Source organism: Methylorubrum sp. SL192 (assembly GCF_026672325.1).
In the GTDB taxonomy this organism is placed as follows: domain Bacteria; phylum Pseudomonadota; class Alphaproteobacteria; order Rhizobiales; family Beijerinckiaceae; genus Methylobacterium; species Methylobacterium extorquens.
Window position 1 is genome coordinate 39,303 of sequence record NZ_JAPPQV010000001.1, and the last position, 25,622, is coordinate 64,924.

The window sequence follows — 25,622 nt, forward strand, 5'->3', positions numbered from 1 at the left end:
CTGGGCGGCGGAGGCCGCCCGGCCCGTCGGCAGCCGCTGCCGCAATCCCCGACCCATCCCGATGAGCCCGCGCGCATCGCCTGCGCCGCGAGGGAGAGCCGAGTCATGCCCAACCTTGCCCGCCTGCTCCGGCCCCGATCGGTCGCGATCGTCGGCGCGTCCGACAAGCCGGGCGCGCTCGGCTCCTCGGTCCTCGCGAACCTGACGCGGGCCGGATATGCCGGCCCGATCCACCTGATCAATCCCCGGCGCGCCGAGATCGCCGGCCGCGCCTGCCTGCCCTCGGTCGAGGCGCTGCCCGAGGGCATCGACGTCGCGGTGCTGGCCATCCCCCGCGCGGCGGTGCTGGAGACCGTGCGCGCCCTGGCGGAGCGCCGGGTCGGGGCAGCGATCATCTTTTCGGCCGGCTTCGCCGAGGGCGGGGAGTCCGGGCTCGCCGAGCAGCGCGCGATCGCCCAGATCGCGCGGGACGCCGACATGGTCGTCGAGGGGCCGAACTGCCTCGGCCTCATCAATTTCGTGGACGGCGTGCCGCTCACCTTCGTGGAACTGCCCGTGACGCCCCTGGCCGGCCGGCCCGGCATCGGGATCGTGTCGCAGTCCGGCGCGATGGCGGCGGTACTCGGCGTCACGCTGCTGGCTCGGGATCTCGGCCTGTCCTACTCGATCTCGACCGGCAACGAGGCCGCGAGCGGCGTCGAGGACTACGTCGACCACCTCGTCGACGACCCCGATACCCGGGTGATCGCGATGATCGTCGAGCAGTTCCGCCGACCCGCCCGCTTCCTGGCCGCGGCCGAGCGGGCGCGCGCCGCCGGCAAGCCGGTCGTGTTGCTCCATCCCGGGCGCGGCGAGGCGGCACGCCGCTCGGCCGCGACCCATACGGGGGCGCTCGCGGGCGATTACGCGGTGATGCGCCTCAAGGTCGAGCGGGCGGGCGTCAGCGTCGTCGGCACCCTGGAGGAACTCGGCGACGTCGCCGAACTGCTGCTGCGCTGCCCGCCCTTCGGCGCGGGTGGCACCGCGGTGCTCACCGAATCCGGCGCCTACAAGGCGCTGACCCTCGACCTTGCGGAGGATGTCGGCCTCGCCCTGCCGCCGCTCGGCGACGCCGACAGCCCGGCACTGCGGGCGGCGTTGCCAGACTTCGTGCCGGTGAGCAACCCGGTCGACCTCACCGCTCAGGCCCTGGTCGATCCCGACCTCTACCGGCGTGCGCTAGCCGCGCTCTTGGACGACGCGCGAGTCGCCGCCGTGGTGCTCGGCATCATCCAGACCGACACGGCGACCTGCGCCCTCAAATTCCCGCCGATCATCGCGGCCCTGCGCGCCCTGAAGCCGGGAAAGCCCGTCGTCTTCGGCGGCCTCGACGAGGGCGCGGCTGTGGCGGGGGAGCATATCGCGGCCCTGCGCGCCCTCGGGGTCCCCTATTTCGCCACCTGCGAGCGGGTGATCCGCGCGCTAGCCGTGGCGGCGCGGCGCGGTGGGACGCCCGCGGAGGCCGTGCCGGTGCCGCCCCTGCCACCGCGCTTCGCCGACGACGTCCGGGGCGTCGCACCGGAATACCGGGCCAAGGCCCTGCTGGCACCCCTGGGCATCCCGTTCCCGGAGAGCCGCATGGCGACGACCCTGGCGGAGGCACACGAAGCGGCCGGACAGCTCGGCTATCCGGTCGTCCTCAAGGCGCAGTCGGCGGAGCTGTCCCACAAGAGCGATGCCGGCGGGGTCATCGTCGGCCTCGCCGACCCGGGCGACCTGGCCCGGGGCTGGGCGCAGCTCGCCGCCAACATCGCGCATCACCGGCCCGGCCTGGTGCTCGACGGTGTCCTCGTCGAACGGATGGGCGCGCGCGGCGTCGAACTGATCGTCGGCGGCCGCAGCGATCCGGATTGGGGGCCGGTGGTGCTGGTCGGGTTCGGCGGCGTCCAGGCGGAGGTGCTCAAGGACGTGTGCCTGCTGCCGCCGGACCTGGACGAGGCCGCCATCGCCGACCAGATCCGCACCCTGCGCAGCGCCGCCCTGCTCGACGGGTTCCGCGGCGCTCCGGCCCTCGACGTCGCGGCGGTCGCCCGCGTGGCCGCGGCCGTGGGCCGAGCGCTCCTCAGCGAGACGCGCATCCGGGAGATCGATCTCAACCCCGTCGTGGTGAGGCCCGTCGGCGAAGGCGCCGTCGCCCTCGATGCGCTCATGATCTTCGCGCCGCCCTGAGGGCGCCCGTCCTCGCCGCGACCGAACACCAGGAACCGATTGTCGGCGAGGCCAGGGGCCGTGAGCCGCGGCCCGGTTCCGGACCGGACGACAGATTTCGGAGAAGAGCCCGAACAAGGGCCGCTCATCAGACCTTTGAAGAGGGAGAGGAACGCATGGCTGACGCATTGATACTGGGGCGCAGCACCCCGAGGGCAGGAGCGGTGACGGTCGGCCTCTGCTGCCTCGTGACCTTGATCGAAGGGTTCGATCTCCAGGCGGCCGGCGTCGTCGCCCCACGGCTCGTTTCCATCTTCAACCTCACCCCTGGCCAGCTCGGCCTGTTCTTCTCGGCAAGCACGATGGGGATGCTGATCGGCGCCGCCTTCGGTGGCCGCTTCTCCGACCGGTTCGGCCGGAAGAAGACCCTCATCGTCTCGGTCGCCCTGTTCGGCCTCATGTCGATCCTCACGGGGCTGGCGCACAGCTTCGAGGTGCTGCTCCTCGCCCGTCTTCTCACGGGTGTCGGGCTCGGGTCCGCCCTGCCGAACCTGATCGCCCTCGTCACCGAGAGCACCGCGCCGGGGCGGCGCGCGAGCGCCGTGGCCCTGCTCTATGCAGGCCTTCCGGCCGGGGGCGCGCTGGCAAGTCTGTTCACGCTTGTCGGAGCGGAATCCCACCACTGGTCGACGATCTTCATCACCGGGGGTGTCGCGCCGCTTCTGGTCGTGCCGCTGATCTGGGCTTGGCTGCCGCACAGCAGCACGGCCAGCGCACAGCGGGGTGGGGGCAGCGTGAGGAGCGTCCCGACGGCCCTGTTCGGCGAAGGACGGGCAGCAACGACTCTGATCCTGTGGCTTGCCTTCGTGCTCGGACTGCTGGTCCTCTATCTCCTGCTCAACTGGCTTCCATCGCTCGTCATCGCCCGTGGCATGAGCCGGGCCGACGCCTCCTGGGTGCAGTTCGTGTTCAATCTCGGCTCCGCCCTGGGCAGCACTGCGACCGGTCTCCTGATGGATCGCTGGGGAAAAGTGACGACCGCGGCCCTCGTGTTCAGCGCGAGCGTCGCCGCCCTGATCCTGATTGCCTTGGTTCCCTCTGACCTGTCGGCGCTGGTCTTCGCGGGCTTCTTCCTCGGGGTCGCGCTGGCCGGAACGCAGGCCGTGCTCTACGCCTTGGCGCCGAGCTGTTATCCGACCGATGTCCTCGGCACGGGAGTCGGGGCTGCCGTCTCGATGGGACGTTTCGGCTCCGTCCTCGGGCCGATGCTGGCCGGAACGCTCGTCGGCGCCGGCCGGAGCGACGTCGAGGTGCTCGTCGCGCTCATTCCGATCCTGATGGTCTCGGGCGGCGCGGCCACGATCCTGAGCCTCCGTATCCGGTCAGCGTAAATCGCGTCACTTGTCGGGACCCGTCGGGACGCCGGTTTTCCAACCGTTTCAACCCGCTCCATGCGCGGAAATGCAACCACAGCGTGCTTCCGTGACGCAAGAGCACGCAGCCGCACAGCGTGGCACGCTCGAATATCAAGAATAGACCACGGCCGTTGATGCCAACCACAAGCAAATGGGGAGAGGGATGAAAGTTAAAATATCGATTTCATGCCTGTCGTACTACCGGCGGGAAAATTCGCGAAGCACACGCGGCAGAACAGCACGCGCCGCCGCTCTTCTGGCCACCACCTTGATACTTGCCGGCGCTGCGCCGGGCGCGGTGCAGGCGGAAGACCTGATCCAGGGGCCGTCGGGCGCTCCCCTGGGGCCCGAACCGCCGAAACCGTCCTCGCCCTTCTTCCGGTTCAGCGATACGCAGGTGACCTACACATACCTGAACGATCTCCGGCAGCCGGGCGTCACCGGCGGCCGGGCCGGACGCTCCATCGAAGGCCGCAGCGCGCCGGGCAACATGCTGAGCCTCACCCATGTCAATGGCTGGGAGTACGGCACCAATTTCGTCAACCTCGACCTGCGGCGCTACGGTTCGCAGATCCCGGCCGGCAGGCCGCCCTATCCCGGACCGGCCACGACCTTCGATTACGGCCAGACCACCCTGTTCCTGACCTATCGCGGCACCTTGAGCGGCAACGCCATGGCGGGAACGCCGCTCTTCGTCCTGCCCGGCATCATCAAGGACGTGTCGCTGGCCTACGGCGTCGATCACCAGAGCGACAACACGCGGCTGTCGCTGCTGCGGACCCGGGCGATGGGCGGCCTCAGCGTCTCGTTCGATGTCCCGGTCGGCTTCTTCAACCTCGCGGTGTTCGCCCAGAAGGACTGGTTCCGCTTTGCCGATCTGCTGCCGCCCCTTCGCCAGACCGGGACGGACATCGTGCCCCGCGTCGAAGCGACCTATCTGGTGCCCCTGACGTTCACGGGCCTGCCGCTGTCGCTGACGGGCTTCGCCTCCTACAACCCGCCCCGCGGCGACGACCCGAAGGGCGGACGGCTGAAGGCCGAGGTTCTGATGCGCAGCAACCTCGTCCTCGACCTCGGCGACCTCCTCTACCAAAAGCCCAACCGCATGAAGGCCTTCATCGGCGTCCTGCATCAGAAGAACCTGCTCGGCGCCAATTCCCGCGTCGTGCCCGGCGCGCAGTTCACCTCGTTCCTCGCTGGCCTGAGCTTCTCCGTGTTCTGAACGGGCCATCCATCCATTAGAGCATCGTCCCGAAAGGTGGCTGCCGGCTTTCGGAAGAAAGATGATGCGAAAACAAGAGCCTAAAGCATCGTCCTGGATCAGGTATCCAGAACGATGCTTTAGACTTCTCCGACGCTCTCCCACCTCCTATCCGAGGCGGCATGAGCGGACGCCGCCCCTATGGATACTCCGGATCGGGGTCGAGGCCGTTCCTGCCTCGTCTCTGGCGGGTCCGGTTACGCGATGAGAGGGATTTGCGGACTGCATCTCTGGCACTTCCGATCACATCGGCATCGTCTCCGCTGCGTGCGAGGACGCACCGTCGTTCCCCGCATTCGGTCCTCCTGGCTGGAACAGGCGGTCCGCTGACGGCCCAGGCTGTGTGAAAAGCGCGCTTAATGATCAGGCTGACCTTACATCGCGGAAGGTCGCCTTGAGGTTTTGCAGGACATGCGTGTCGTCGGCGGCGACCTCGTAGAAGCTGCTGTCGATGGCGCGCACGATCAACACGGGCACCGTAGTGCTCGCATCCGCGTAAGCTTGAAACTCGCCGCAGATGACCTGCTGGGTTCCGTTCGCGAGGTCTCGCAGCCGATCTCCTTTGATCCGCCTGCCGGAGGTCGCAAGCTGATCGAGACGTCCGGCCTGTCCGCCCGTCGCATCGAAATCTGCATCGTATGCGGCGACACCGCTCACCATCCATGAGCATTCGATGGCCTGCGTTCCGCAGCGCTGCCAGGATATCACGCAGGTCGAAATCAAAAATGCCGTCTCATCTCGTATATACGAACGATTTTCCTGAGAACTCTTCTTGTTAAAGTTTCGTGTAAAATAGGATATTCTTTCTTCCAAGGCGGGAAATGAAATATGGCACGCTTTGTCAAAGCCGCAGACCGCAATCACGCTACGTTGATTTCTGCCTGTCTGGACGATTGGGTTGCCCGAAATAACCCGACCCGCGTCGTCGATGAGCTCGATCTCACGGCCCTCGGCTTTGCCGGCCTGACGCCCGCCGCCACCGGTCGACCCGGCTATCACCCTGCGACGTTGTGCAGGGCGGTGACAGAACGATCCACTGGAGCGTCGGCGGAGTGCTGATGCGGGCGGGGTAAAAGCCGGCCAGTGGAGAGGCTTCTCTTTCGAGAGGGGCCGAGGATGTTCGTCGTGCAAGTCTACGCGGCCGTTCGGCAGTTCGTATTGAGCCGGGAGACGATCACCAAGATGGGTCGGTTCTCGCTACCGCCGGGCTACACACGCTCGAAGCCGGTCGAGAAGCCGAAGCTCGGGCCCCTGCTGCCGGTGATCGCGGCGATCCTGGATGCGGACCGGATCGCACCGGTCAAGCAACGGCATACGGCCAAGCGGACCTTCGAGCGCCTGCGCGACGAGCATGGCTATGCTGGCGGCTACACGGTGGTGAAGGATCACGTGCGTATCTGCCGGGCACAGGGGCAGGAGACCTTCGTGCCGCTGGCCCACCCGCCCGGTCACGCCCAGGTCGACTTCGGCGAGGCGGTGGCCACGATCGGCGGCGGCAGCCCTCCAGGGCTGGGATTGACCTGACCGGTATTTTGGACCGAGCCGAGTGAGAGGCTACTGCATGGCCGCTGCCATGGGTAGCCGGAAGGCCAGATCGGGGAAGCTGACAGGCGCGGGCGGCCGGTAGCCCAACGACGAATGCGGCCGGACACGGTTGTAGGTGTTCTGCCATAGGGCGATTACGGCCTGGGCTTCCTTGAGCGAGTAGAAGATCTCTTGGCGCAGGCACTCGTCGCGCAGCTTGCCGTTGAAGCTCTCACAGTACCCGTTCTCCCACGGCGAGCCCGGGGCGATGTACTGGATTTGTGAGCCTGCTTTGGCGACCCACTTGCGCAGTGCCTTCGAGATCATCTCAGGGCCATTATCGCAGCGGATGTGCTCTGGGATGCCATGCAGGCACATGGCGTCGGCCAGCGCCTCGATCACACCGAGGCTGTTGATGCGCCGCGCCACCTTCAGCGCGAGGCAGGCCCGACTGTGCTCATCGATCAGCGTCAGGATGCGCAGGCTTCGCCCGTCATGGGTTTGCGCCTGAACGAAGTCGAAGCTCCAAACGTGATTGCGGCGAAGCGGCCGTAGTTGTGTTTCGGCGTGCAACTTTGGCTCTGACGCACTTTGGCTGATGATCAAGGGTAGAGGCCGATCAGGCGAGCTTGCAGCAGGTCGATCTTGCCGCGGCCGTACATCTGGCGCTTGACGAGTTTGAGCTTCGTGACCTGTCCTTCGGTCTGGCCGTTCGACCATGGCAGCATGATTGCGGCCTGAACTGCAGATCGATCCTGACCGATACCGCGCGCGAAGGAGGCGACGAGACTCGCCTCGGCCCGCCTGAGCCATCCTTCGAGCCGGCCGGGCTCGTTCCCTCGCACCATCGTCTGGAAGGCACCGACCACCTCGCGTGCCTCGACCAGCGCCGGCACCCCTTCCTCGACCGCGGCAACGGTCAGCGTCTCCGCCTTGGTCAACCGGTCGCGACCCGTCGTCAGCAGCCGCGCCAAGGTTCGCGCCGACGGCACACGCTGAAGCCGCTCGATGTTGGCCTGCTCCGTGCGCCGGCGGCGCGTCGCCCATTCCCCGACCACGCGGAGCGATCCTCGGAAGCCCTGCGCCTTCGCCATTCGCCAGAGCTCGGTGGCATTATGACTGCCTGCATCCCACTGGGCGTCGAGCCAGGGCAGATAGGCGTCGAGCGAGCTTTGGCGGACCCGGAAGACGTCCGTGCGTTCGCCGCGCAGGACCGCACGCACCACTTTTCGGCTGTGGCCCAGGCGCTGGCCGATCCGGCGGATCGGAACGCCGGCTTCGGCGAGCGCGCGGATGGCCGCGTCCGCCTCTTCCCTCCGCAGGTAACCCTCGTACTGGATGCGCTCAGCCGCCGTGAGGAGCGCAGGATCGAGGGTGGCCGCGCCAACGACCTCGCGAACCTTACGCATTGATTTGCGGACGGCGTCGAGGAAGCCGCGGCTGGCGTTCTCCATGAGGTGCCATCGGTCGGCGACCTGGATCGCCTGCGGTAGAGCGCGGGCGATGGCCTCACCATATCCGCCGCCGCGGTCGCGGGCGACGATCTGGATCGAGGCGTTCTGCTTCAGCCAGGTCTGCGCGGTGGCCTGCTCGCTGTCCGGTAGGAGCGCCACGATGCGGCGGCGTTCGAGATCGCAGACCAGGGTGCCGTAGCGGTGGTTGCGTCGCCAGGCGAAGTCGTCGATGCCGATGACGCCGAGCGGATCGGACGGTGTGGCCGCCCGACGGCGGATGACGCGCAGGAGCGTGTCGCGACTGACTGGCAGCATGAGGCGCTGGGCGAGGCCCGCACCGGGCCGACCACCGAGCGCGAGACCGAGGTGATGGACGATCTGCTCCAGCCGGGCGGTGCGTCGCGCGAAGGCGGGCAGGAACCCGTCGGGAAAGCGCTCGGCGAAGATCTTCCGCCCGCAGGCAGCTGCGTCGCACCGGAAGCGTCGTACGACGACCTGAAGCTCGACGCGCCGGCCACCGAGCGGCAGGTCGCCGGCACGACGCCGGTAGCGGCTTTGAATCCGATGCGAAGGGGTCCGGCAGTTTGGGCAGGCCGTTACCGCGGCTCCCGACCTCACGACCAGACCGATCCGGTCGGGGCCGATGTCGAGATGCTCGACATTAAATCCAGCTGGTACGAGGCTCGATGACCGGAAGCGAGGGCGCATGCTGCGGCTCCATCATGGATATCCGCAACCTCAACGCCGCCGGCATCAGCGAGAGTGAGTCAGAGCCAAAGTTCGACGCCGATCCAGGGTCAATGTTCGACGCTGTTTGACACTGACGCGGCCGCGGAGCACGGAGGCGAAGTCGCTCTCGCTGTCGGCGCTTCGGCTGTTGGTCTATGGCCAGCAGCACCCCGAGGAGGCGTTCGACTTCCACGCGCCTTGGGGCATGTGCCCGGTCGACTATCTCGTGATGTTGGGGATCTGCCGAGGGTTGGTGAAGCGTGGCCTGCTCGCAGGCGATCCGCCGACCCGGCTCAGGATCACACCGGCCGGTGCAGCCCTCGACGTCATGCGTGAGCCGAACTGGAGGCCCCTCCCCTAAAGTACAGCGTACGTCCAAACATTCGAGCTGTGCGGTTTCGACGCCAGTTCGACCCTGTTGGTGGATTTTTCGGGGGAGCTTCGCGTTCCGCCAACAAGGTCCACAACGATTCGACCCCTTCAATTATCATGTCCCCGCTGAATGCTCGGCCTGTCCAAGCACGCTCGTTGCAGCATTGATCATCATCAGCAGACGATCTTTGGAAACCCCATCACGGGCCTGGACGGAGAGGCCGTGCAGCACGGTAGCGAAGTAGTCGCCGAGCATCTGGGCGTCCGTCCCCGGCGCCAGTTCACGGTCGGCGACAGCTTGCTCCAAGCGAGTGACCAGTGATGCTGTGCGGCGACGGCGCAACTCGCCGAGCCACGAGCGGATACCTTCGTTCGCGCTGGCGCAATTGGTCGCCGCCGAAACCACCATGCAGCCGGTGGGGCGGCCTGGCCGTGTATAGGTCTCGACCGCCTCACGAAGCACACGCTCGATGGCGGCGCGGGCGGTGGCCTCTTCCGCCAGCGCTCGTGTGGCGAAGCCGCCCTCGCCCGCGTCGTAGATAGCCACCGCCTCCCGGAACAGCGTCTCCTTCGAGCCGAACGCCGCGTAGATGCGGGCGGAGGCTAGACCAAGCGCCTCGACCAGATCGGCCATCGAGACGCCTTCGTAGCCCCGCGCCCAGAATAGGTCCCGCGCCTTCGCCAGCGCCTCGTCCCGATCGAACTCCCGCGGCCGTCCCGCCATTGCCGCCTCCATTCTTGATTGGATAGCAAATAATCCGCTTGACGGCACGCGACAAGCGCGGCATTTCTTTGTCCATCGACAAAGAATGAGGTTGCCATGCGAACGATCAAGGGCCCAAGCCTGCATCTGGCGCAATTTAGCGGAGATCGGTCGCCCTTCGACACCCTGGCCGCGCTCGCTGCCTGTGATCCGCCCCCACTGAAGTGGTCCGCCCTGAGGTATGGCTTTTGAGCCAGATGAGGACGGACAGATGGGAACGAAGCGGCACAAGCCGGAAGACGTGGTCGCCAAGCTGCGGCAGGTGGATGTTCTGGTCTCGCAGGGCCAGAGCGTGGCGGAGGCGATCCGGGCCATCGGCGTGACGGAAGTGACCTACTACCGCTGGCGCAAGGAGTACGGCGGCCTGAAGAGCGATCAGGTTCGACGGATGAAGGACTTGGAGGTTGAGAACCAGCGGCTGCGCAAGGCGATTGCGGATCTCACCCTCGACAAGCTGATCCTGCAGGAGGCCGCTCGGGGAAACTGACCAGCCCCGCGCGCCGACGCGCCTGCATCGCGCATGTCATGAACGTCCTAGACGTCTCCGAGCGCCGCGCCTGTCGGGCGCTCGGGCAGCATCGCTCGACGCAGCGCAAGGTGCCGCGGGGAAGAGAGGATGAGGCCGCGCTGACAGCCGACCTCGTGGAACTGGCTCGCCAGTACGGGCGCTACGGCTACCGGAAGATCGGTGCATTGCTGAAGGCGGCGGGCTGGTTCGTCAACGACAAGCGGGTCGAGCGGATCTGGCGGCGCGAGGGGCTGAAGGTCCCGTCTCGGCAGCCCAAGCGCGGCCGCATCTGGGACGGGGATGGTTCCTGCCTGCGATTGCGGGCGGAGCGTCGCGATCACGTCTGGTCCTACGACTTTGTCGAAGCCCGCACGCACGAGGGCCGCAAGTTCCGGATGCTGAACGTGGTCGATGAGTTCACGCGGGAGTGCCTGGCGATCCGCGTCGCACGCAAGCTGAAGGCGGCGGACGTGATCGACGTGCTGTCCGACCTGTTCATCCTGCGCGGCGTGCCCGGCCACATCCGCTCGGACAACGGTCCGGAGTTCATCGCCAAGTCCGTGCAGGCCTGGATCACCGATGTCGGCGCCAGAACAGCCTACATCGCACCCGGCTCGCCATGGGAGAACGGTTACGTCGAGAGCTTCAACGCACGACTACGGGACGAGCTTTTGAACGGTGAGATCTTCTACACGCTCAAGGAGGCGCAGATCGTGATCGAGAGTTGGCGTCTACACTACAACAGCGTGCGCCCGCACGCCTCGCTCGGCTACCGACCACCGGCCCCGGAGGTGTTCGTGCCGGCCTTCACCGCTTGGCCGGCTGCGCTCACCCGGTCGGCTCCGCCGGCCAAGCGACCCGTGGAGCAAAGGCCGACCCTGCACTAACTTAGAACTTGGACCACCGCGTGGGGGCCGATCAGGGCCTGCCGGACGACTACCCGATGATGCCGGCATTCGACATGAAGCATCGCGCCGAACTCGCTCGGCAGAGGAAGCTCGGGAAGTACGATCGCAGCACGGCCAAGCCGCGAAAGGCCTACGTCCTCAAAGCCAAAGCCAAGGCGACGGTGCAGCATGACGGGACCCCGGCCAAGCCGAAGGCGTCCAGCTCGGATCGCATCCGAGGCGAGCGGCCCCGGCCGGAGCGTCCTCTCTCGCTCCACGACCGCAGCGCAGCCAAACCCGACACGAAGAACCCAGAGCCGAAGGGCTCGGGGGAATGGCACCGGCGCGCGGCGCCGGCGCAGGTCGCGAGCGCCGTCTGACGCCCAGCGCTCACTCGGCGGCGATGGCGTATGCCCGGTCCTCCGGATCGCTGCCGATTCCGTCGTCATCGGCCAGGAACTCCGGGAGCGCATCGACCGCCCCGGCCTCGATCTCCTCGCCGACGGCGGCGTCCGCCGCCGGCAGGGCGGGTCGGTCCTCTTCCACCGCATCCGCATCGAGGCCGGGCGTGCGCAGCAGCTCGGGCAACCAGCCACTGTCGGCCATCAGGCGCTCGGCCTCGCGCGCCATGTCGCCCTTCCTCAGGCTGTCGAGGAGGCGCGCGGTGTCCTCGCCCTTCGCCTCCCGCACCGCCGCCAGGATCTTCCCCTTGGTCACGCGGCTGAAGTAGTTGGCCGCCGTCGGCGTCCAGTCGCGGGTCATGTCGAGCCCGACGAGCTGGGCCAGCCGGTCGGCGTGCGGCAATGCCTCGGGCCGCCGATCGTGGGGCGTGTGCATCGCGTTGACGCTCAAGCCCGCGCAGAGCGCGAACAGCTCGGTGCGCTGCTCCGGATCCAGGCCGACCAGGAAATCCCAGATCGCGCCGTGGTCGGCCGGCAGGCGCTTGGCCCACGCCTCGCGCTTCGCATCGAGGGCGGTCGCCGGCCGGTAGGCGCCGATGGTCTGGATGATGTTGTCGACGCGGGCCGAGGTGGTGGAGATCTCAAGGCACGTCCCGGTGCGGTAGCCGTTGACGATGACGCGGATCACCATGGCGTGGACCACGGCGATGAAGGCGGCCTCCGGATCGTCGGCCAGCGCCTCGCGCAGGGCGATGGTGCGATAGCTGGTCAGCTCGCTCCGGTGCTGCTCGGAGAGCGGGCGGTCGGCTTCCTCCGGCTCTGCCACCGGGCCGGCTGCGGTCGAGCTGCCGCCGATGGTGACGATCGTCCGCATCACCGCCGGGGCTGACGCGACACCTTCGCCCCCGCCCACGGACGGCGCAGCCGGATCACGGGCCGCCTCCGGACCCGTCGCGCCAGCAACCCCGGTCTCGTCGGCGCACGGTTCCTCCGCTGGCTCATCCTGCGGCCGAACGTAGCCACGCCGCACCGTCGGCTGGCCCTGGTAGTCGAGCGTGACGAAGGCGCCGCCGATCGCGATGTCGGCCGGGTCGTAGATCTCGGCGCGCGCCTCGAACGCGGCGATCTCATCCTCCAGCGCCGCCATCCGATCCGCAGCCTCGGCGGGCCACTCCTCGTCGCTGTAGCCGTAGTCACTGTCGAGTTGTTCGCGCTCCTCCAACGCAGCCTCGAACGCCTCCTGCTCGGCCTCGCTCAGCTCGGAGCGGGTCGGCAGGTTGCGCAGGCCGTAGGTGCGCCCCGTCATCAGCGACAGCGACACCTCGATCCACTTCCAGCCCTCCGCGGCCACGCTCGCGCTGAACTCGGCCAGCTTCGCCTCTGCCAACCGGTTGAGCAGGGCCTCATCCTCGAACCACCCGTCGCCGCGCTCCGCGAACAGGTCGCGCAGGACCGTGCCGCCCGCCGCCACGTAGGCCTCCTCGCCGACGTAGCGGGCGCGGGCATCGCCCACGCTCACCGTGCGGTCGGTCAGGGCCTGCCGGATCACCCAGTTGCTCAAGCTGCCACGCTTGCTCAACGCCTCCCAGACCCGAACCTGCCGCTCGGCATCCTCGGTGACGGAGAACGCCATCAGGCATTCCAGCGTCATCTCGCCGGCACCGTAGGCGTCGAGCAGCACCGGGCTGATCGCGGCAAGCCGCAGCCGCTGGCCGACGATCTTCTCCGAGACGAAGAACCGGCCCGCAATGTCAGCGGTCGGCATGCCGGCGTCGGCGAGCGCCTTGAAGGCTCGGAACTGGTCGAGCGGGTGCAGGGCCTCGCGGTGGGCGTTCTCGGCCAGCGAGTCCTCCTCGGCGCTGATCGCGCTGTCGGGGGCGCGCACCAGGCACGGGACCTTGACGCCCTTGGCCATGCGGCGGGTCTTCACGAGGTGCTCCAGCGCCCGGAAGCGCCGGCCGCCGGCGGGCACCTCGTAGCGGCCGGTCTCCTGACCGGCCTCGTCGAGGATCGGGCGCACGTTTAGGTTCTGCATCAGGCCGCGATGGGCGATGTCCTCGGCCAGGTCCTCGATGCTCTGCCCGTTGGCGATCCGGCGCACGTTCGCCTGGCTCAAGACGAGCTTGTCGAACGGGATCGCGGTCGGCTCCCTCAGCGTGATCTTGGCGGCGGCCTTCGTAGTGGTCTTCGCGCTGGTCATGGTCCGTCATCCCTGGCTCGGGCGGCCGGCTCTCTGTCCGACCTAAAAACCCTCACGAAGGCGAAGCCCCCCTCTGACTCTCGGAAGGGGGCCTCTGGACGGGAGCAGGAAGGGATCAGGCAGCGGCCTGCCAGGCGTCGGCGTCCTCGACCAGGGTCAGCGGCGGCACGGCGGCAGCCTCAGCCTTCTCGAGCCGCGCCAGGATGTCGGGTAGGGTCTCGCCGGCGTCATTGCAGTTTCTCAGCGCCGCCAGGGTGATGACCGGGTCGCCGCCCTCGTCGGCCGCCTCCTCCACCGGGCTCGCCATGCCCGGCTTCCAGTGCTTCACGCCCGCCTCGAACACGCCGGGCCGTGCGATCCAGGCTCGGTGGTAGCCCGCGGAGGAACTGGGCGGTGTACACCCCGAGCATGAAGGACCGGAACTGGAAGATGGTCCGGCCCATGGGCGAGCTGAGGAGCCTACTCGTTTGCCCAAGGTGGTTCTCCAGGATGGCAAGCCGAGACCAACGCCACACGGCACCCCGGAAGGCCGCGAACGCCTCCTGGTCATCCCACTCCCGGAAGCCGCCATGTACGAGCTGGCGCTTCGAGCCGGGGGCGGGCTCCTTGTAGGAGTGCTTGCGGATTTGCCCGAAGACCCGCTGGGTCATCTCATCGTCCAGCCCGAGGGCCCGCATCCGGTCCATGTTCAGGCCCAGCACCTTGGCTGAGCCCTCCGACTTCACGGCGGCGTTCATGATCTTCTGGACCGCGGCGGCGGACGCCCAGCGGCGCGAGGCGGTGTCCACCACGCTCATCCCGGACATGATCTTCGTCGTCGTCAATGACCCCTTCGATCGGTTCCGATTGAACCGTCAGGCATACGAGATGCCGTTCGGTGGGGGCATCCACCGCATCAGTTCCAGCTGCCATCACCTTCGGGCCGATGCTGGCGTCCGCGTTCGATGGCTCTCGGCACAAGCCAGCAGCCAGATGGCGAGACCGCCAAGAGACAGCACCGCACCGACGAAGCCTACCGAGGAAAAGCCGTAGCCCAATGCGATGGGGATGCCGCCAAGCCATGGGCCGATCGCATTCGCCACGTTGAAGGCGCTGTGGTTGAAGACCGCCGCCGCTGTCTGGGCGTTTCCAGCCACGTCCATCAGCCGTGTCTGAAGCACACCGCTCGTGGCGCTAAAGAAGCTGACGGCCAGCATGGCAAGCCCGACGGTCCACGCGTTCTCGGCCGCGAGCGCGAACCCGACGAGGGCCAGTGCACCGGCGGACAGGAAGATCACCGGCGTTCTCAACAGAGCTCGGTCGGCGAGCCGTCCGGCAACGAAGTTTCCACCGGTCATGCCAAACCCATAGAGCGCGATCATGATCGGAACCCACCGCTTCTCCAGCCCCGTGACGGCAACGAGGATGGACGCCGTGTAGGCATAGACGGCGAAGAAGCCTGCGAAGCCGATGGCGCCGGTCAGAAGCACGAGCCAGATCTGTCGGTTCCAGAGCCCCTTGAGTTCAGTCAAGGCACCCGCTCGGCGATCCGGCATGTCCTGAGGAAGCTGCCATATGCAGAGCCCGGTCACCACAACCGCGAGAAGACCCGGCGAGGCAAAGGCCCAGCGCCATCCATAGGCCTGGCCGAGCGCCGTCACGGCGAAGACGCCGACGATCATGGCGAGGGTCAGGCCGAGGATGACCGTCGCCACGGCACTGGCACGTTTGTCACGCTCGACGAGAGAGGCGGCCATGAGAGCGGCAATGCCGAGATAGGCACCGTGCGGGATGCCGCTCGCAAAACGGAAAACCAGTAGCGTCGAAAAGGACGGCGCCATCATGCTCAAGCCGTTGCCGAATGCGAACAACGCCATGCAGCCGATCAACAGGCGTCGCCGCGATACGCGCGCCAGCGGAAACGCGATGAGGGGCGCGCCGACGACCACACCGATGGCGTATGCGCTGACGACGCGTGCCGCGGCAGGCTCGCCGAGGCTGAAATCCGCGGCGATCTCCGGAAGGAGGCTCATGGCGGCGAACTCGGCGGTTCCGAAGGCGAAGGCACCCAGTGCGAGCGTCAGGAGGATGAGTGAAACGTTGACGCGCGTTCGCTCGGCCTTTGGGATGAACGCTCTTGCGGCGGTCGGCAGGTGGGCATGGGACATCTTGTGCCTGCGGTTCTGGCGCCGCCTCGAGGCGGCGGCCTCCTTGGGGAGGCGTTTGCGTCCTCGGTTTGCCGTCGATGGGGCGAGCGAGGTGGCCGCGGCGTGTCGGCGCCGAAGGTCGCGACGGGGGCGTCGTCGCGCGTCGAGCGCTCGGCCGAATGGGATCGAGGAGCCGGCAGCTCTCGACGCACGCGATCCTATGAGCTGGGGAGCCAGCGGCGTGCGATCTCCCGGCCCGGAGAGGGGATCTGGATCAGTTCGATGAGCATCCCCCAGGGCGTGCGGATGAATCGGATCGCGTTGCCGTCCCCGGCCTCGTAGGAGCTCAACGGCGAGGGACCCTCGAGAAGCTGCGCCCCACAGTCCCGCGCCTTGGCCGCGATCGCCGCCACGTCGTCGCAGTAGATCGAGAAATGGTGGAGACCGATGTCGTTGATGCCGGTCGGCGTTGGGCGATGCACCTCGCTCATCTCGAAGAGTTCGAGGTTGGGCCCGTTGTGAAGGCGCAGCATGCGCAGGTCGCGGATCACGCTGGTGGGTGAGATCCCGTTCACCGCGCTGACCTCGGGCCCGCCGATCGGCGCGGCCTCCTTCCTGGTCAGGGCGTAGAGTTCCTCGGCCCCGAAGACATCGCGAAAGAAGCGGACCGCCGCCTCCATATCCGGGACGGTCAGTCCGACATGCTCGATGCCGCGCGGCTGGGGCGTTCGGGTGTCCTGCGTCATGGCTTCAGCTCCAACTTGCGAAGGTCTTGGCCGCGAACTCGGCCAGGGACTGTTCGCTCTCTTCGGTGTCGCCGCTGACGGAGACGGCACCGACGAACGCGTCGGCATGCGTCAGCGGTACGGCCCCGCCGAGCGGGATCAGGCCAGGCAGATCGCCGAGCCAAGGCTTCTCTCGCGCCAGCTTGCCGAACGCCTGGAGCGGCGCCCGGAAACCGGCACATGATCGCGCCTTGCCGATCGCGGCATCGACGCTGCCGTGGAAGGCACCGTCCATCCGGTTGAACGCGACCAGATGGCCGCCGCAATCGACGACGGCGACGCTGACGGCGCAGTTCCGCTCGCGCGCCGCATCCACCGTCGAGGCCAGGATGCGGTTGGCCGTCTCGCGATCGACGGATCGCTGCGTGTTGAAGGTGCTGGTTTCGGCCATGGTGCGCCTTGCCTGTCGTTTGGAAGCGGCACGCGGCGAGGGACGAGACGGTATCGATCGCTGCATGTCGGGAGAACCGCCTCCGCCGCGCCGTCGTTGCAGGCCGTCTTCGCAATGCACAATCCTCGAAACGGGAAGAATTGACGGTTTCGGGTCGGGGCCGATAGCTCCGGCGTCACCCCCGATCTCGGGTCGTGCCGATTCGGAGCTTTCCGTGGTCAAGCTGAACAACATCCAGAACCTTCGGGTCTTCGACGCCGTGGCACGCGTCGGCAGCCTGACCCGCGCGGCCCGCGAGCTAGGCGTCTCCCTCACGCTGGTCTCGAAAAGACTGAAGGAACTGGAGGCGGAACTCGGTTTGCGGCTGGTGCAGCGCTCGACCCGCAAACTCGCGCTGACCGAAGAAGGGCATGTCTTCCTTGATCGCTGCCGCGACGTGCTGGATGCCGTCGCTGCGGCCGAGGACGTGCGTCTGCGGCAGACCGAAAGCGGCATCATCCGCATGTCCGCTGGCGTGGCCTTCGCCCATCGCCAGATCGCCCCGCGTCTTCCCCCCTTCCTCGACCGCCACCCGGACGTGACGGTCCAGCTGATGGCGAGCAACGAGATGGACGACCTGATCCAGCATCGCCTCGACTTCGCCGTCCGCCAGCTCGACCTCACCGACAGCGCGCTGGTGATGCGGCGGCTGGCCCCCGATGCGCGGATCCTGTGCGCCTCGCCGGGCTATCTCGCCCGGCATGGCGTCCCCGGCCATCCGCAGGACTTGCAGGATCATCGCTGCCTGACGATTGGCCTGCCGCCGCCGCGGCGATGGCCGATGTGGCGCGGCGAGGAGGCCGTCGAGATCGACGTCCCCAGCACCGTGACCGGAACGAGCGGCGAGATCGCCCATGCCGTCGCGCTGGCCGATGGCGGCATAACGCTGAAGTCCGTCTGGGATCTCATCCCCGACCTCCGCAGCGGGCGCCTGGTGCGGATTCTGCCAGAATGGTGGGGCAGCCGGGAGCGCTGGCTTCACCTGGTCTATCCCGCACGCCGCCACCAGCCCCGACGCGTGCGCGCCTTGATGGACTTCCTTCAGGTGGAACTGGCGCAGGTCGTGGAAGAGAATGCCGATCTCGGGCTGTTCGAGAACTCGTGAGCGTCGCGCCTTGCCGGTGTAAGGCCGGAGCAACGTGCAGACTTTCCGTTTTCGCAACAATCCCTTGCTGCGACTGCCAGGAACGATGCCCGGCTCGCCCGCTTGAATGCCCCGTCACCGCCCTCGATCCGACGAGGCCGGACAAGAATATGGAGGATGACGCGACATGACGAATACGCTCGACGCAGCCATCCGAAGCGCGGCCCTGGCGGGGACTGCCGACCCTCCTTCTCGCAGCGTCCCCGGGCGGGGCGGCGGCGGGGCGGCGTCCGCCAAGGACGCTGCGCCGACGCCGATCGAGTTCTATGCCTCGATCTCCGTCAAACCGGAGGCGATGGACGGGTTCCTGGCGGTGATGCGCGCGAACGCGCGCGCCTCGCGCGAGGAGGCCGCACCGTCTCCTTCGACGCCTACCGCCGCGCGGACTGTGGCAACGAGCTGCTCCTGATGGAGCGCTGGGCCAACGAGGCCGCGGTCGAGGCACATGGCCAGACGCCGCACCTTCAGGCCGTCGTCGACCGCATCGAAAGCGACTTGAACGGGGCGCCGCAGGAGCTGCATCTGGTGCGCCTCTCGCCGATGGCGCCGGAAAAGCCGATCACGGACCCGGCCGCCACGCGCAACGTCGCCGTCACCCTCCACGTCAAGCCGGAGAAGCGCGAAGCCTTCCAGCAGGCTCTTCTGGACGTGGTCGAGCCGTTCAACGCGATCTGGGCGGAATCCCTTGCCCGACCGCTCGGCGAAGGTCGGCGCCTTCTCTCGGACGCCGCACCGAGCTGAGCCGTCGCGCTGGCGCGCGACCGCCGAACGATCGCCCCGCGGCACCGCCCCGTGCCGGACATGGACGCTTGGTGCCGGAGCGCCGCCGTCCCCGGCGGCGCCCGCACCCTTTCCAGATCCCGCCACCAATCCGGAGACCCCGCATGACCGCCCGCCGCCGCGACGTTCTCCTGTCCGCAGGCGCCTTCCTAGCCGCCGCCACGCTTCCCGGCCGTGCCGGCTCCGCCCAGGCGACCGGCGCGGCGGGCGGGCCGCCCGAGGTCGTCCTCTCCGGCGGCTTGGTCGTCAGCATGGATCCGTTGGTCGGCGATCTCGAACGGGGCGACGTGCACGTGCGCGACGGCGCGATCGTGAGGGTCCCCGAGCCGAGATTGCCGCAGAACAGGCGCTCGTCGGCGCCGGTGGTCTTCGGGCCGCCGCCGACCGTGCGCTGGCCGATCTGCCGGAAGGCCTCGACGAAGCTCGCCGGGTTCGGCGTCGTCCGGGGGGTGAATGTGTGCCGACCGCCCCACGGAGGCCGAGCCGGATCGATCCGGCCGGTGGCGATCTCGTGCAGCAGGGTCCCGAGGTAGCTCGGATCGGCCGGATATGGGCAGACCCGCCACAGCGCCCGGATCGCCAAGCGCTGGGCGGTCGGGTGCGCGAAGAGACGGGCGCGGGTCCGGCGCCAGCCGTCGGCCCGCTGCCGGCGGCTCTCCTGCTGCTGGCGCTCCCATTGGCCGGTACGCCGCACCATCTCGACGTCGACGTCGAGCTGGCGCTCGGCGATCGCTTCGGCGAACAGGGGCAGCGCCGCCTGCTCGCGGACTTGTTTGCGCCGGTACGCCGCGCGTTTGCGCGACGTGTCCTCGAACGGCGTCGGACGCGGCCAGCGCTTGAAGCGCATCACGCCGCCTCCTGCAGGGGCGCCGTCTCGTCCTCCGGCCCATCCTCCTCGATCTGTTCGCCGACACCGGCCGGGGCGAGCTCGGGCGGCAGGCGGCCGAGCAGCCAGTCGGCCGAGCGGCTGGCAAGCCCCGCCGCCTGCACGATGGCGCGGGGATCGGAGCGCAGCACCTCGAGCCAGGACGCGATGTAGTCGGCGTGGCGCACCGTCGGTACGATGCCGAGGCTGGCGCAGACGTAGGCTGCCGAGATCTCGGCGACGAGCTCCTCGCGGGCGTGCCCTTCGCTGCCGTAGCGGCCAGTGAAATCGCGGGCGAGCCGCGAGGGATGGCCCGTCGCGTGGCTCATCTCGTGCGCCGCGGTCCTGTGAAAGTTGATCGGCTCGTGGAAGGCCTGCGGCGGCGGCAGCACGATCGCGTCGTCGGATGGGCGGTAGAACGCCATCTGGCCACCCATGTGGATGGTCAGGCCGCTCGCCTCCATCAGGGCACGGAAGCGCGGCTCGATCAGGTCCTCGCGCGGCGGCGGGGGCGGCAGGTAGAGGTCCTCCGGCAGGCCGTCGCACTGCGCGGCGTTGAACACCCAGTACTGCTTCAGGAACGCGATCGAGCGCGCCTCCTCGCCCGCCTGCGAGGCCCGCGCACGCTCCTGCTCGGGTGTGAAGCGATTGGCGTAGACGACCGGGGTGCCCTTCTCGCCGCGGCGGACGCAGCCGCCGAGGGAGAGCGCCTGGCGGAAGGTGAGCCAGCGCTGGGTCGGGTAGCCCATGGCCATGCCGCTTCCCCACAGCAGCATCACGTTGATCCCGGAATACGCCCGGTCGGTCTGGGCATTACGCGGCATCCCGACCGCGGCGGTCCCCGGCAGGTCGCCCCACGGCTGCACCCACGGCACGCGGCCCTGTTCGAGCTGGGCGATGATTGTGTCGGTGATGCGCTGGTAGAGATCGACGCGCGGGGCTGGAGTGGCCTCGGTGCGGCGGGCAGCGGCTTTCCGGGAGGAGGAGGGGCGGCGGGCCATCGGCGGTGCTCTCGCGACGGGCGCCGGAGCCTCTCTCCAGCCTGATCTCCCGTCACGCAGCGCAGCGCCCCCTCTCCCTCTGAAGGGCAGCGCCACGCGGAAGGGTGACCGGGGAAGGCGCGACGCCGGGGGGAATCCGCCTATCCCTGCCTGGGGCTGGAATGATCGAACACGGGCAGGTCGAACGTCGTCGGCTCCAGCTCGGTGTCGAAGAGGATCCAGACGGCGTCCTGCGCGTGCGCGGCGCGCAGCACCGCGACGAGGGAGGCGGGCAGCCCGTCGGGCATGCCGGCGCCGACGATGCCGGTGTGGATCCAGCAACCGTGGCTGTGCGGATCGACGATCAGCGCGTGCCAGGGATCTTCGGCGTCGTAGGCCGCCCCACCCGGCCGGCCGGGACCGGTCTCGGCGACGTCACGTAGTTCTCCGGCTCGAGGTACTGAACCGAGGCCGGGCAGAAAAACAGGCAGATGGTCATGGAAGGGATCTCACGACGGCTGCCGGAAACCATCTCTCCGGACACCGAACCGTCGCGAAACTCAGCCCTGTCTCCAGCTCTTCGGCGCCCCGCCCAGCGGTGCGAGGCGCCAGAACCCGATTAGGTCAGCTTGATGAGGGCTGCAAGCGCTGCAAACCCGGCCACGAAACCGGCCGCGACGATGCCGCCGAGACGCACCGTCATCTGGAGCGTCTGAAGCTCCATTGCCGTGCGCAGATCTTCCTTCGTGACGAGTTCGTGCATGATGAACTCCCGGGCCGCCTCGGCATGGGCCTCTGCCTGTTCGGCAGGGATACCAGCCGTGCGCAGGGTCTTGGAATATCCGAGTGTGTCAAACGCGTAAGCCATTCCGATGTTCTCCGCTTGATCCTGAACCCGCCCCGCCCGTCGGGGCGGGGCGCCGAGGCTCCGGGGCTCAGTCCCGGCGGCTCTGCTGGCGGCCCTGCTGGCGGCCCTTGGAGCGGCTCCAGATCGCCTGGAAGGTCTTGCCATCCTCGGCGGCGAAGAGGTTGGCGAAGAGCGGGGCGGGCAGGCTCGGATCGTCGATCTTGAGGGAGATGTAGTCGCGCTGCTCCTGCGAGCGCTTGGCCCAGCCGGCGCCGATCTCCGCCTTGCCGAGGTAGATGCGGTGCGTGGGCGCGTTCTCGCTGTCGCCAGTCGTCTCGACGATCGTGACCCGCTTGGCCTGGATCGTCAGGGTCGCGATCTCGCCGGTGAAGCCGTTCTGGGTCCGGGTGAAGGTGCCGATGGTCGCCATGGTGAGGTCCTCTCTCGCTTCGGAGCCGCGCCCTCGCGGCCTCGATGGCGGTCGTTGAGCCGGAGGCGGCCGGCGCCGCACCAGCGTGCTGGCCGAAGCGCAGCGGAGGACGGCAGGGGGCCGGGTTTGTTGTTCCGCGAGGAGCCGCCCGCAGGGCGGCGGGGAAGAAACCCGGGATCCCGCCGTTGCGGTAGTCCGGCCGAGGCGAAGCCGTCCCCGGTTAGACCAGCCGATCTCGAAAGGCCGCAGGGCAGCGGTTCGTGCGCGGGGGTTCGAGGACAGCCTGGCGTCCCCTGGCCCGCCGGACCGACCTGACACGCGCTCCGGTCGATGACGCTCGCTCCGAGCTCCCAGCCAGGATCACGCCGCCTCGATGTCGGTCCGCGCGAAGCCGTCGCCCTTGTAGAGCAGCGGCAGCCGGTAGTAGCGGGCACAGGCATAGGCGAGGCAGTCGCCGAAGTTGAGGGCAGCCGGGTGCCGTCCCTCGCCGTAGCGATCGTAGGCGTCGAGCGCGCCGTCGGTGACGCTGGCGGGCACGCTGACCACTTGGATGCTGGCGAGCGCCAGATACGCCTGGAGCGCCTCCCTGGCCTCCGGGATCGGCAGGCCGAGGCTGCGGGCCACCACGACGGTGTTCGCCCATACCGCGGGCGGCGTGGTGATGCGGCGCGGCGCCCGCTGGAGGCGGGCCACAAGAATCCGCGCCTCGGCTTCGTCGGTGAGGATCGCGATCAGCGCGGAGGCGTCGACGAACATCAGCGGCCTTCGCCGTAGAGGCTGTCGATGAGCGCCTTGTCGACGGGCTGTCCCGGCCCGGAACCGGCGCGCTGCTTCAGTTGGCGCACGAAGGCGACCGACTGCTCGACGAGATCGGCCTTGCCTTTCTCGCGGGCGATCTCATTCTGAAGCGCCTGCCGGACTGCTTCGGTCTTGGTGCTGCGCGCCAACGCCGCGAGCTCATCGGCCAAAGCATCGACCTGCGGATCCTTGACGTAGAGCGGCATGAATATCCCGCGCGGGCCGAAAGGCTCGAAAGGGTAGAGCAATGCCGAGGTGGCCCGCCGACCAGCTTCTCCGGCACGGCCCGGAACTCCCGCTGGCGGAGCAGGTCCGGCGCTACCAGCACAACATTCGCACGATCCGGGAGGTCGGCTGCGTGGTGCCGCGCTCGGCCTATGTCGACACGCTCGATCCGGTCGAGATCGAGATGTGGTTCGTCGACAGTGCGGAGAGGAAGCACCGACTGAAGGCGGCGATCCAAGGCTTGGCCGCCCTGCCGCCGGAGCCCGAACCGGAGTGAATGGAGGCCTCGGCCGGAGGCGGAGCAATTATAGATTTGACTTCTATCGCTTACGCGCGACGATGGCCTGCATCCGGTCGATAGTTACATCTATCTCGACAGAGAAACCTATCGTGCGTAATTCACTAGAGATCGATGATGGAACAAGACGGATCTTTCGATAGCTGCTTTTACGAAGATGCCATCCATTGTTCGAACGGAGATAAACAAGATCTTTTACTACGACATGCTCGGGCTCATACAGCAGCGCGCATAGCATAATACGCCGGTCGTCTGCGCGCACTGGTATAAATCGGTCGGCACCGGTCAGCTCAACCGAGAAATCTCGAAACGTCAGTGCGAGCCGGCCATTGGGACGTAATGTGTGGTAGGCATCGTGCAACAGCTTCGACACATCGGCTCGATCATCAAGGTGGGTGAGTGTATCCCCCATGCAGACAATGGCGTCGGCACCCTCTGCACCAACGATTGACGTAAATTCACGCAAGTCTGCAAGTTGAGCATCGATGGATCGACTGCCGGTAACAGACTTTAACTCATCAAGCAGTGCCTGACTTGTATCTAAAGCAATAACTGATTGGCACCCAAGATCACATAGAGCCGCTGCTCGATAACCTGGACCGCAGCCAAGATCGAGAGCCACGCCTTTCGACACGGCTAGGGTCTGTCGTCGCCTGAACGTCCTGGGAGTGTGAGCGTTTTCCGTCCTCTGGATGGAGCGGGCTGATGCTGAACGACGCGCAGTGGGCGGCTCTAGAGCCGCTGGTGCATGCCTGCCGGCCGAAGGCGAAGACCCCGCCGCAGGACCTGCAACGCACGCTCTCGGCCATCCTGTGGCGGCACCAGAACGGGGCCAAGTGGCGCGCCATTCCAGACGAGTTCGGGCCGTGGTGGCGGGCGGCGCAGATCTTCATCCGCTGGGCGCGCGCCGGGGTGTGGGAGCGCCTGCTCGCCCTGGTGCAGGAGCGCGGCGTGCAGCTCGGCATGGTGTTCCTCGACGGCACCAACATGCGGGCGCACCAGAAGGCGGCAGGTGCGGCCAAAAGGGGGGATCTGCGACCGAGCGAGACGGTCGTGAAGCGCTTGGCCGGTCTCGTGGCGGGTATGGCACCAAGGCCTGCGTGATCGCCGACGGCGCGGGCCGCGCCGTCGCCTTCCGCCTCGCGCCGGGACAGGCGCACGAACTGCCCCACGCCGTGCCGTTGCTCGACCAGTTGCCCGGCGTGCCGCTGTGGGTCGTGGCCGACCGCGGCTACTCCAGTCACGGCTTCCGTCAGCACATCCGCGACGTGGGCGCCAAGCCGGCCGTCCCCACCAAGCGCAACGAAGCACCCACCCGCTGCCCGGACTGGATCTACACCAACCGCAACCGCGTCGAGCGCCTCTGGGCGCGGCTGAAGGAATGGCGGGCGGTGGCCACCCGCTACGAGAAGACCGCCGCCAGCTTCACAGGCGTCCTCTGCCTCGCCGCAGCCTGCGATTGGATCAAGTGACAACAGGCCCTAGGAAGCCAAGCACCTCCAACAACTTGCGCTGCTCCGCAACCTTGTCCAAAAATGTCATTTCACTCATCCATAAATAATGACTGGCTAGCAAATCTTCGTAGTGGCGCTGAACTTCGCTCATGAGCGGTGCTCCATGGATCAGATTGTCGGCTCGCGGCTATCGACGATCTCCGTCTCTTGTCCAAGCCCATGGGACGGGGAGGCCCGACGACATGCACGACGGGCGAAGGCTCTGCCGCGGCAACGAACCGATCCCGTCCTGCTCACCGACTGAAGAGCACGGTCCAGGGGCAGGCCGCCCTGCCGCGTGAACCCGAGGCGGATTGAGCAAAGGCCTCGGCCGGGGCAATCCCCCGGCCCGGCGCACGCCGCTCTCATTCGCCGTGGGGGTCGAACTCGTGGATCACGCTCGCCGGGTCGCCGTCGAACTCGTCGCTGGGCATGACGCCGTAGCCGCCGTCGGTGACAAAGAGGGTGACGCAGACCATCAGCGACTGGGCCAGGTGGTAGGCGCTGCTGCGGGCGAGGGTGAGATCGTGCGCCATGGTGCGGCTCCCGTCCTGCGGCGGGGACCGTCCCCGCTCGACAGGCGCCCGAAAGGTCCGGACGGGGCCGCGATCACCGCGGGAGGCGAAGCCGGGAGCGGCCGCCCGCGCATGCGGAGCGGACCCCTTGAGGGTTGATCGTGGAAGGCCCCGGGAGTGACCAAGGGTCAGCGCCGATCAGAGC

General features: G+C 67.8%; 29 protein-coding genes and 3 pseudogenes. 13 read left to right on the top strand and 19 right to left on the bottom strand.

Annotated features, from left to right (window positions below; genetic code table 11):
- The first annotated feature begins 105 nt into the window (after positions 1–105).
- The 3 genes from OVA30_RS00235 (at position 106) to OVA30_RS00245 (ending at position 4,824) form a co-directional block, all read left to right on the top strand.
- Positions 106–2,208, top strand: coding sequence for an acetate--CoA ligase family protein (locus tag OVA30_RS00235; protein ID WP_253374214.1), 2,103 nt, complete (start codon positions 106–108; stop codon positions 2,206–2,208).
- Positions 2,209–2,363: 155 nt separating this feature from the next.
- Positions 2,364–3,578, top strand: coding sequence for a 3-(3-hydroxy-phenyl)propionate transporter MhpT (gene mhpT, locus OVA30_RS00240; RefSeq protein WP_253374213.1), 1,215 nt, complete (start codon positions 2,364–2,366; stop codon positions 3,576–3,578).
- A gap of 421 nt (positions 3,579–3,999) precedes the next feature.
- A complete protein-coding gene (locus OVA30_RS00245; RefSeq protein WP_253374212.1) occupies positions 4,000–4,824 on the top strand; it encodes a hypothetical protein in 825 nt (274 codons plus the stop codon).
- A gap of 402 nt (positions 4,825–5,226) precedes the next feature.
- Here OVA30_RS00245 and OVA30_RS00250 read toward each other — a convergent pair whose 3' ends face one another.
- A complete protein-coding gene (locus tag OVA30_RS00250) occupies positions 5,227–5,523 on the bottom strand; it encodes a hypothetical protein (protein ID WP_253374211.1) in 297 nt (98 codons plus the stop codon).
- Between the two features lie 168 nt (positions 5,524–5,691).
- Between OVA30_RS00250 and OVA30_RS00255 the strand changes: the two are divergent.
- Positions 5,692–5,880 (top strand): annotated as a pseudogene (locus tag OVA30_RS00255) (IS5/IS1182 family transposase); the annotation flags it as partial.
- A gap of 99 nt (positions 5,881–5,979) precedes the next feature.
- Positions 5,980–6,357: pseudogene (locus OVA30_RS00260) on the top strand (IS21 family transposase); the annotation flags it as partial.
- A gap of 60 nt (positions 6,358–6,417) precedes the next feature.
- Here the strand turns inward: OVA30_RS00260 and OVA30_RS00265 are convergent.
- Positions 6,418–6,945 (bottom strand): annotated as a pseudogene (locus OVA30_RS00265) (integrase core domain-containing protein); the annotation flags it as partial.
- A 44-nt stretch (positions 6,946–6,989) separates the two neighbouring features.
- Positions 6,990–8,549: an ISL3 family transposase gene (locus OVA30_RS00270; protein WP_268174230.1), complete on the bottom strand. Its 1,560-nt coding sequence runs from the start codon at positions 8,547–8,549 to the stop codon at positions 6,990–6,992.
- Between OVA30_RS00270 and OVA30_RS00275 the strand changes: the two genes are divergently transcribed.
- Positions 8,528–8,659 (top strand): hypothetical protein, encoded by a 132-nt coding sequence (locus OVA30_RS00275; protein WP_268174261.1) that lies wholly within the window; start codon positions 8,528–8,530, stop codon positions 8,657–8,659. The two genes, OVA30_RS00270 and OVA30_RS00275, sit on opposite strands and share 22 nt — an antisense overlap.
- A 398-nt stretch (positions 8,660–9,057) precedes the next feature.
- Here OVA30_RS00275 and OVA30_RS00280 read toward each other — a convergent pair whose 3' ends face one another.
- On the bottom strand, positions 9,058–9,678 hold the full coding sequence (locus OVA30_RS00280; RefSeq protein ID WP_268174231.1) for a TetR/AcrR family transcriptional regulator: 621 nt from the start codon (positions 9,676–9,678) through the stop codon (positions 9,058–9,060).
- A 238-nt stretch (positions 9,679–9,916) separates the two neighbouring features.
- Here OVA30_RS00280 and OVA30_RS00285 point away from each other — a divergent pair.
- Positions 9,917–11,100, top strand: a protein-coding gene (locus OVA30_RS00285) for an IS3-like element ISMex5 family transposase (RefSeq protein WP_253386706.1) whose coding sequence is annotated in 2 segments (ribosomal slippage) — positions 9,917–10,181 and positions 10,181–11,100 — 1,185 coding nt in all. Because the reading frame shifts where the segments join, the coding sequence is not laid out codon by codon here.
- Positions 11,101–11,120: 20 nt separating this feature from the next.
- Positions 11,121–11,480 carry a hypothetical protein gene (locus OVA30_RS00290; RefSeq protein WP_268174232.1) on the top strand — a complete coding sequence of 120 codons (360 nt, stop codon included), beginning with the start codon at positions 11,121–11,123 and terminating at the stop codon, positions 11,478–11,480.
- A 10-nt stretch (positions 11,481–11,490) separates the two neighbouring features.
- Here OVA30_RS00290 and OVA30_RS00295 read toward each other — a convergent pair whose 3' ends face one another.
- The 5 genes from OVA30_RS00295 to OVA30_RS00315 all read right to left on the bottom strand — a co-directional run bounded on the left by OVA30_RS00295 (position 11,491) and on the right by OVA30_RS00315 (position 17,003).
- Entirely contained in the window at positions 11,491–13,701 is a 2,211-nt protein-coding gene (locus OVA30_RS00295) for a ParB/RepB/Spo0J family partition protein (RefSeq protein ID WP_268174233.1), read from the bottom strand.
- Positions 13,702–13,816: 115 nt separating this feature from the next.
- Positions 13,817–14,044 carry a hypothetical protein gene (locus tag OVA30_RS00300; protein WP_268174234.1) on the bottom strand — a complete coding sequence of 76 codons (228 nt, stop codon included), beginning with the start codon at positions 14,042–14,044 and terminating at the stop codon, positions 13,817–13,819.
- A 568-nt stretch (positions 14,045–14,612) separates the two neighbouring features.
- Positions 14,613–15,848, bottom strand: a complete 1,236-nt coding sequence (locus OVA30_RS00305) for an MFS transporter (RefSeq protein ID WP_209688099.1) — start codon at positions 15,846–15,848, stop codon at positions 14,613–14,615.
- Between the two features lie 197 nt (positions 15,849–16,045).
- Positions 16,046–16,573 carry a VOC family protein gene (locus OVA30_RS00310; RefSeq protein WP_209688098.1) on the bottom strand — a complete coding sequence of 176 codons (528 nt, stop codon included), beginning with the start codon at positions 16,571–16,573 and terminating at the stop codon, positions 16,046–16,048.
- Positions 16,574–16,577: 4 nt separating this feature from the next.
- Positions 16,578–17,003 carry a GlcG/HbpS family heme-binding protein gene (locus tag OVA30_RS00315; protein WP_209688097.1) on the bottom strand — a complete coding sequence of 142 codons (426 nt, stop codon included), beginning with the start codon at positions 17,001–17,003 and terminating at the stop codon, positions 16,578–16,580.
- Between OVA30_RS00315 and OVA30_RS00320 the strand changes: the two genes are divergently transcribed.
- The 3 genes from OVA30_RS00320 to OVA30_RS00330 all read left to right on the top strand — a co-directional run bounded on the left by OVA30_RS00320 (position 16,987) and on the right by OVA30_RS00330 (position 18,927).
- Positions 16,987–18,147: a LysR family transcriptional regulator gene (locus OVA30_RS00320; RefSeq protein WP_253399433.1), complete on the top strand. Its 1,161-nt coding sequence runs from the start codon at positions 16,987–16,989 to the stop codon at positions 18,145–18,147. The genes OVA30_RS00315 and OVA30_RS00320 overlap by 17 nt on opposite strands.
- 166 nt (positions 18,148–18,313) lie before the next feature.
- Positions 18,314–18,595, top strand: a complete 282-nt coding sequence (locus OVA30_RS00325; protein WP_268174235.1) for a hypothetical protein — start codon at positions 18,314–18,316, stop codon at positions 18,593–18,595.
- Complete coding sequence (locus OVA30_RS00330; RefSeq protein ID WP_268174236.1) at positions 18,595–18,927, top strand: putative quinol monooxygenase; 333 nt, start codon at positions 18,595–18,597, stop codon at positions 18,925–18,927. The genes OVA30_RS00325 and OVA30_RS00330 overlap by 1 nt, the downstream gene beginning before the upstream one ends.
- Here OVA30_RS00330 and OVA30_RS00335 read toward each other — a convergent pair.
- From OVA30_RS00335 to OVA30_RS00365, 7 genes are all read right to left on the bottom strand, one after another.
- Complete coding sequence (locus OVA30_RS00335) at positions 18,848–19,813, bottom strand: hypothetical protein (protein WP_268174237.1); 966 nt, start codon at positions 19,811–19,813, stop codon at positions 18,848–18,850. The genes OVA30_RS00330 and OVA30_RS00335 overlap by 80 nt on opposite strands.
- The gene (locus OVA30_RS00340) at positions 19,813–20,832 is read right to left on the bottom strand and encodes an ArdC family protein (RefSeq protein WP_253374204.1); all 1,020 of its coding nucleotides are present in this window, start codon (positions 20,830–20,832) and stop codon (positions 19,813–19,815) included. The genes OVA30_RS00335 and OVA30_RS00340 overlap by 1 nt, the downstream gene beginning before the upstream one ends.
- Before the next feature lie 140 nt (positions 20,833–20,972).
- Positions 20,973–21,302 carry a DUF5983 family protein gene (locus OVA30_RS25980; protein WP_442786086.1) on the bottom strand — a complete coding sequence of 110 codons (330 nt, stop codon included), beginning with the start codon at positions 21,300–21,302 and terminating at the stop codon, positions 20,973–20,975.
- Between the two features lie 128 nt (positions 21,303–21,430).
- Positions 21,431–21,679 (bottom strand): hypothetical protein, encoded by a 249-nt coding sequence (locus OVA30_RS00350; RefSeq protein WP_209688093.1) that lies wholly within the window; start codon positions 21,677–21,679, stop codon positions 21,431–21,433.
- A gap of 67 nt (positions 21,680–21,746) precedes the next feature.
- Positions 21,747–22,088, bottom strand: coding sequence for a DUF736 domain-containing protein (locus OVA30_RS00355; RefSeq protein ID WP_253374202.1), 342 nt, complete (start codon positions 22,086–22,088; stop codon positions 21,747–21,749).
- Positions 22,089–22,448: 360 nt separating this feature from the next.
- A complete protein-coding gene (locus OVA30_RS00360; protein ID WP_209688091.1) occupies positions 22,449–22,844 on the bottom strand; it encodes a type II toxin-antitoxin system VapC family toxin in 396 nt (131 codons plus the stop codon).
- Positions 22,844–23,092, bottom strand: coding sequence for a type II toxin-antitoxin system VapB family antitoxin (locus OVA30_RS00365; RefSeq protein ID WP_209688090.1), 249 nt, complete (start codon positions 23,090–23,092; stop codon positions 22,844–22,846). The genes OVA30_RS00360 and OVA30_RS00365 overlap by 1 nt, the downstream gene beginning before the upstream one ends.
- A gap of 41 nt (positions 23,093–23,133) precedes the next feature.
- Here OVA30_RS00365 and OVA30_RS00370 point away from each other — a divergent pair, with 41 nt between their 5' ends.
- Positions 23,134–23,388, top strand: a complete 255-nt coding sequence (locus OVA30_RS00370) for a hypothetical protein (RefSeq protein ID WP_209688089.1) — start codon at positions 23,134–23,136, stop codon at positions 23,386–23,388.
- A gap of 43 nt (positions 23,389–23,431) precedes the next feature.
- Here the strand turns inward: OVA30_RS00370 and OVA30_RS00375 are convergent, their stop codons facing one another.
- The gene (locus tag OVA30_RS00375; RefSeq protein WP_209688088.1) at positions 23,432–24,043 is read right to left on the bottom strand and encodes a methyltransferase domain-containing protein; all 612 of its coding nucleotides are present in this window, start codon (positions 24,041–24,043) and stop codon (positions 23,432–23,434) included.
- A gap of 71 nt (positions 24,044–24,114) precedes the next feature.
- Here OVA30_RS00375 and OVA30_RS00380 point away from each other — a divergent pair.
- Positions 24,115–24,881, top strand: a protein-coding gene (locus tag OVA30_RS00380) for an IS5 family transposase (RefSeq protein ID WP_153876776.1) whose coding sequence is annotated in 2 segments (ribosomal slippage) — positions 24,115–24,430 and positions 24,430–24,881 — 768 coding nt in all. Because the reading frame shifts where the segments join, the coding sequence is not laid out codon by codon here.
- Here OVA30_RS00380 and OVA30_RS00385 read toward each other — a convergent pair.
- Complete coding sequence (locus OVA30_RS00385) at positions 24,874–25,014, bottom strand: hypothetical protein (RefSeq protein WP_268174238.1); 141 nt, start codon at positions 25,012–25,014, stop codon at positions 24,874–24,876. The genes OVA30_RS00380 and OVA30_RS00385 overlap by 8 nt on opposite strands.
- 253 nt (positions 25,015–25,267) lie before the next feature.
- Entirely contained in the window at positions 25,268–25,438 is a 171-nt protein-coding gene (locus OVA30_RS00390; protein WP_209688085.1) for a hypothetical protein, read from the bottom strand.
- Positions 25,439–25,622 lie beyond the last annotated feature (184 nt).

Coding starts and splice junctions, on each gene's coding strand:
- OVA30_RS00370 (WP_209688089.1), top strand. CDS start 23,134: ATGCCGAGGTGGCCCGCCGACCAGCTTCTCCGGCACGGCCCGGAACTC.
- OVA30_RS00305 (WP_209688099.1), bottom strand. CDS start 15,848: ATGTCCCATGCCCACCTGCCGACCGCCGCAAGAGCGTTCATCCCAAAG.
- OVA30_RS00235 (WP_253374214.1), top strand. CDS start 106: ATGCCCAACCTTGCCCGCCTGCTCCGGCCCCGATCGGTCGCGATCGTC.
- OVA30_RS00310 (WP_209688098.1), bottom strand. CDS start 16,573: ATGACGCAGGACACCCGAACGCCCCAGCCGCGCGGCATCGAGCATGTC.
- OVA30_RS00355 (WP_253374202.1), bottom strand. CDS start 22,088: ATGGCGACCATCGGCACCTTCACCCGGACCCAGAACGGCTTCACCGGC.
- OVA30_RS00315 (WP_209688097.1), bottom strand. CDS start 17,003: ATGGCCGAAACCAGCACCTTCAACACGCAGCGATCCGTCGATCGCGAG.
- OVA30_RS00330 (WP_268174236.1), top strand. CDS start 18,595: ATGGAGCGCTGGGCCAACGAGGCCGCGGTCGAGGCACATGGCCAGACG.
- OVA30_RS00280 (WP_268174231.1), bottom strand. CDS start 9,678: ATGGAGGCGGCAATGGCGGGACGGCCGCGGGAGTTCGATCGGGACGAG.
- OVA30_RS00360 (WP_209688091.1), bottom strand. CDS start 22,844: ATGTTCGTCGACGCCTCCGCGCTGATCGCGATCCTCACCGACGAAGCC.
- OVA30_RS00275 (WP_268174261.1), top strand. CDS start 8,528: ATGACCGGAAGCGAGGGCGCATGCTGCGGCTCCATCATGGATATCCGC.
- mhpT (WP_253374213.1), top strand. CDS start 2,364: ATGGCTGACGCATTGATACTGGGGCGCAGCACCCCGAGGGCAGGAGCG.
- OVA30_RS00365 (WP_209688090.1), bottom strand. CDS start 23,092: ATGCCGCTCTACGTCAAGGATCCGCAGGTCGATGCTTTGGCCGATGAG.
- OVA30_RS00295 (WP_268174233.1), bottom strand. CDS start 13,701: ATGACCAGCGCGAAGACCACTACGAAGGCCGCCGCCAAGATCACGCTG.
- OVA30_RS00385 (WP_268174238.1), bottom strand. CDS start 25,014: ATGAGCGAAGTTCAGCGCCACTACGAAGATTTGCTAGCCAGTCATTAT.
- OVA30_RS00250 (WP_253374211.1), bottom strand. CDS start 5,523: ATGGTGAGCGGTGTCGCCGCATACGATGCAGATTTCGATGCGACGGGC.
- OVA30_RS00270 (WP_268174230.1), bottom strand. CDS start 8,549: ATGCGCCCTCGCTTCCGGTCATCGAGCCTCGTACCAGCTGGATTTAAT.
- OVA30_RS00340 (WP_253374204.1), bottom strand. CDS start 20,832: ATGGCCCGCCGCCCCTCCTCCTCCCGGAAAGCCGCTGCCCGCCGCACC.
- OVA30_RS00335 (WP_268174237.1), bottom strand. CDS start 19,813: ATGCGCTTCAAGCGCTGGCCGCGTCCGACGCCGTTCGAGGACACGTCG.
- OVA30_RS00350 (WP_209688093.1), bottom strand. CDS start 21,679: ATGGCTTACGCGTTTGACACACTCGGATATTCCAAGACCCTGCGCACG.
- OVA30_RS00390 (WP_209688085.1), bottom strand. CDS start 25,438: ATGGCGCACGATCTCACCCTCGCCCGCAGCAGCGCCTACCACCTGGCC.
- OVA30_RS00325 (WP_268174235.1), top strand. CDS start 18,314: ATGACGAATACGCTCGACGCAGCCATCCGAAGCGCGGCCCTGGCGGGG.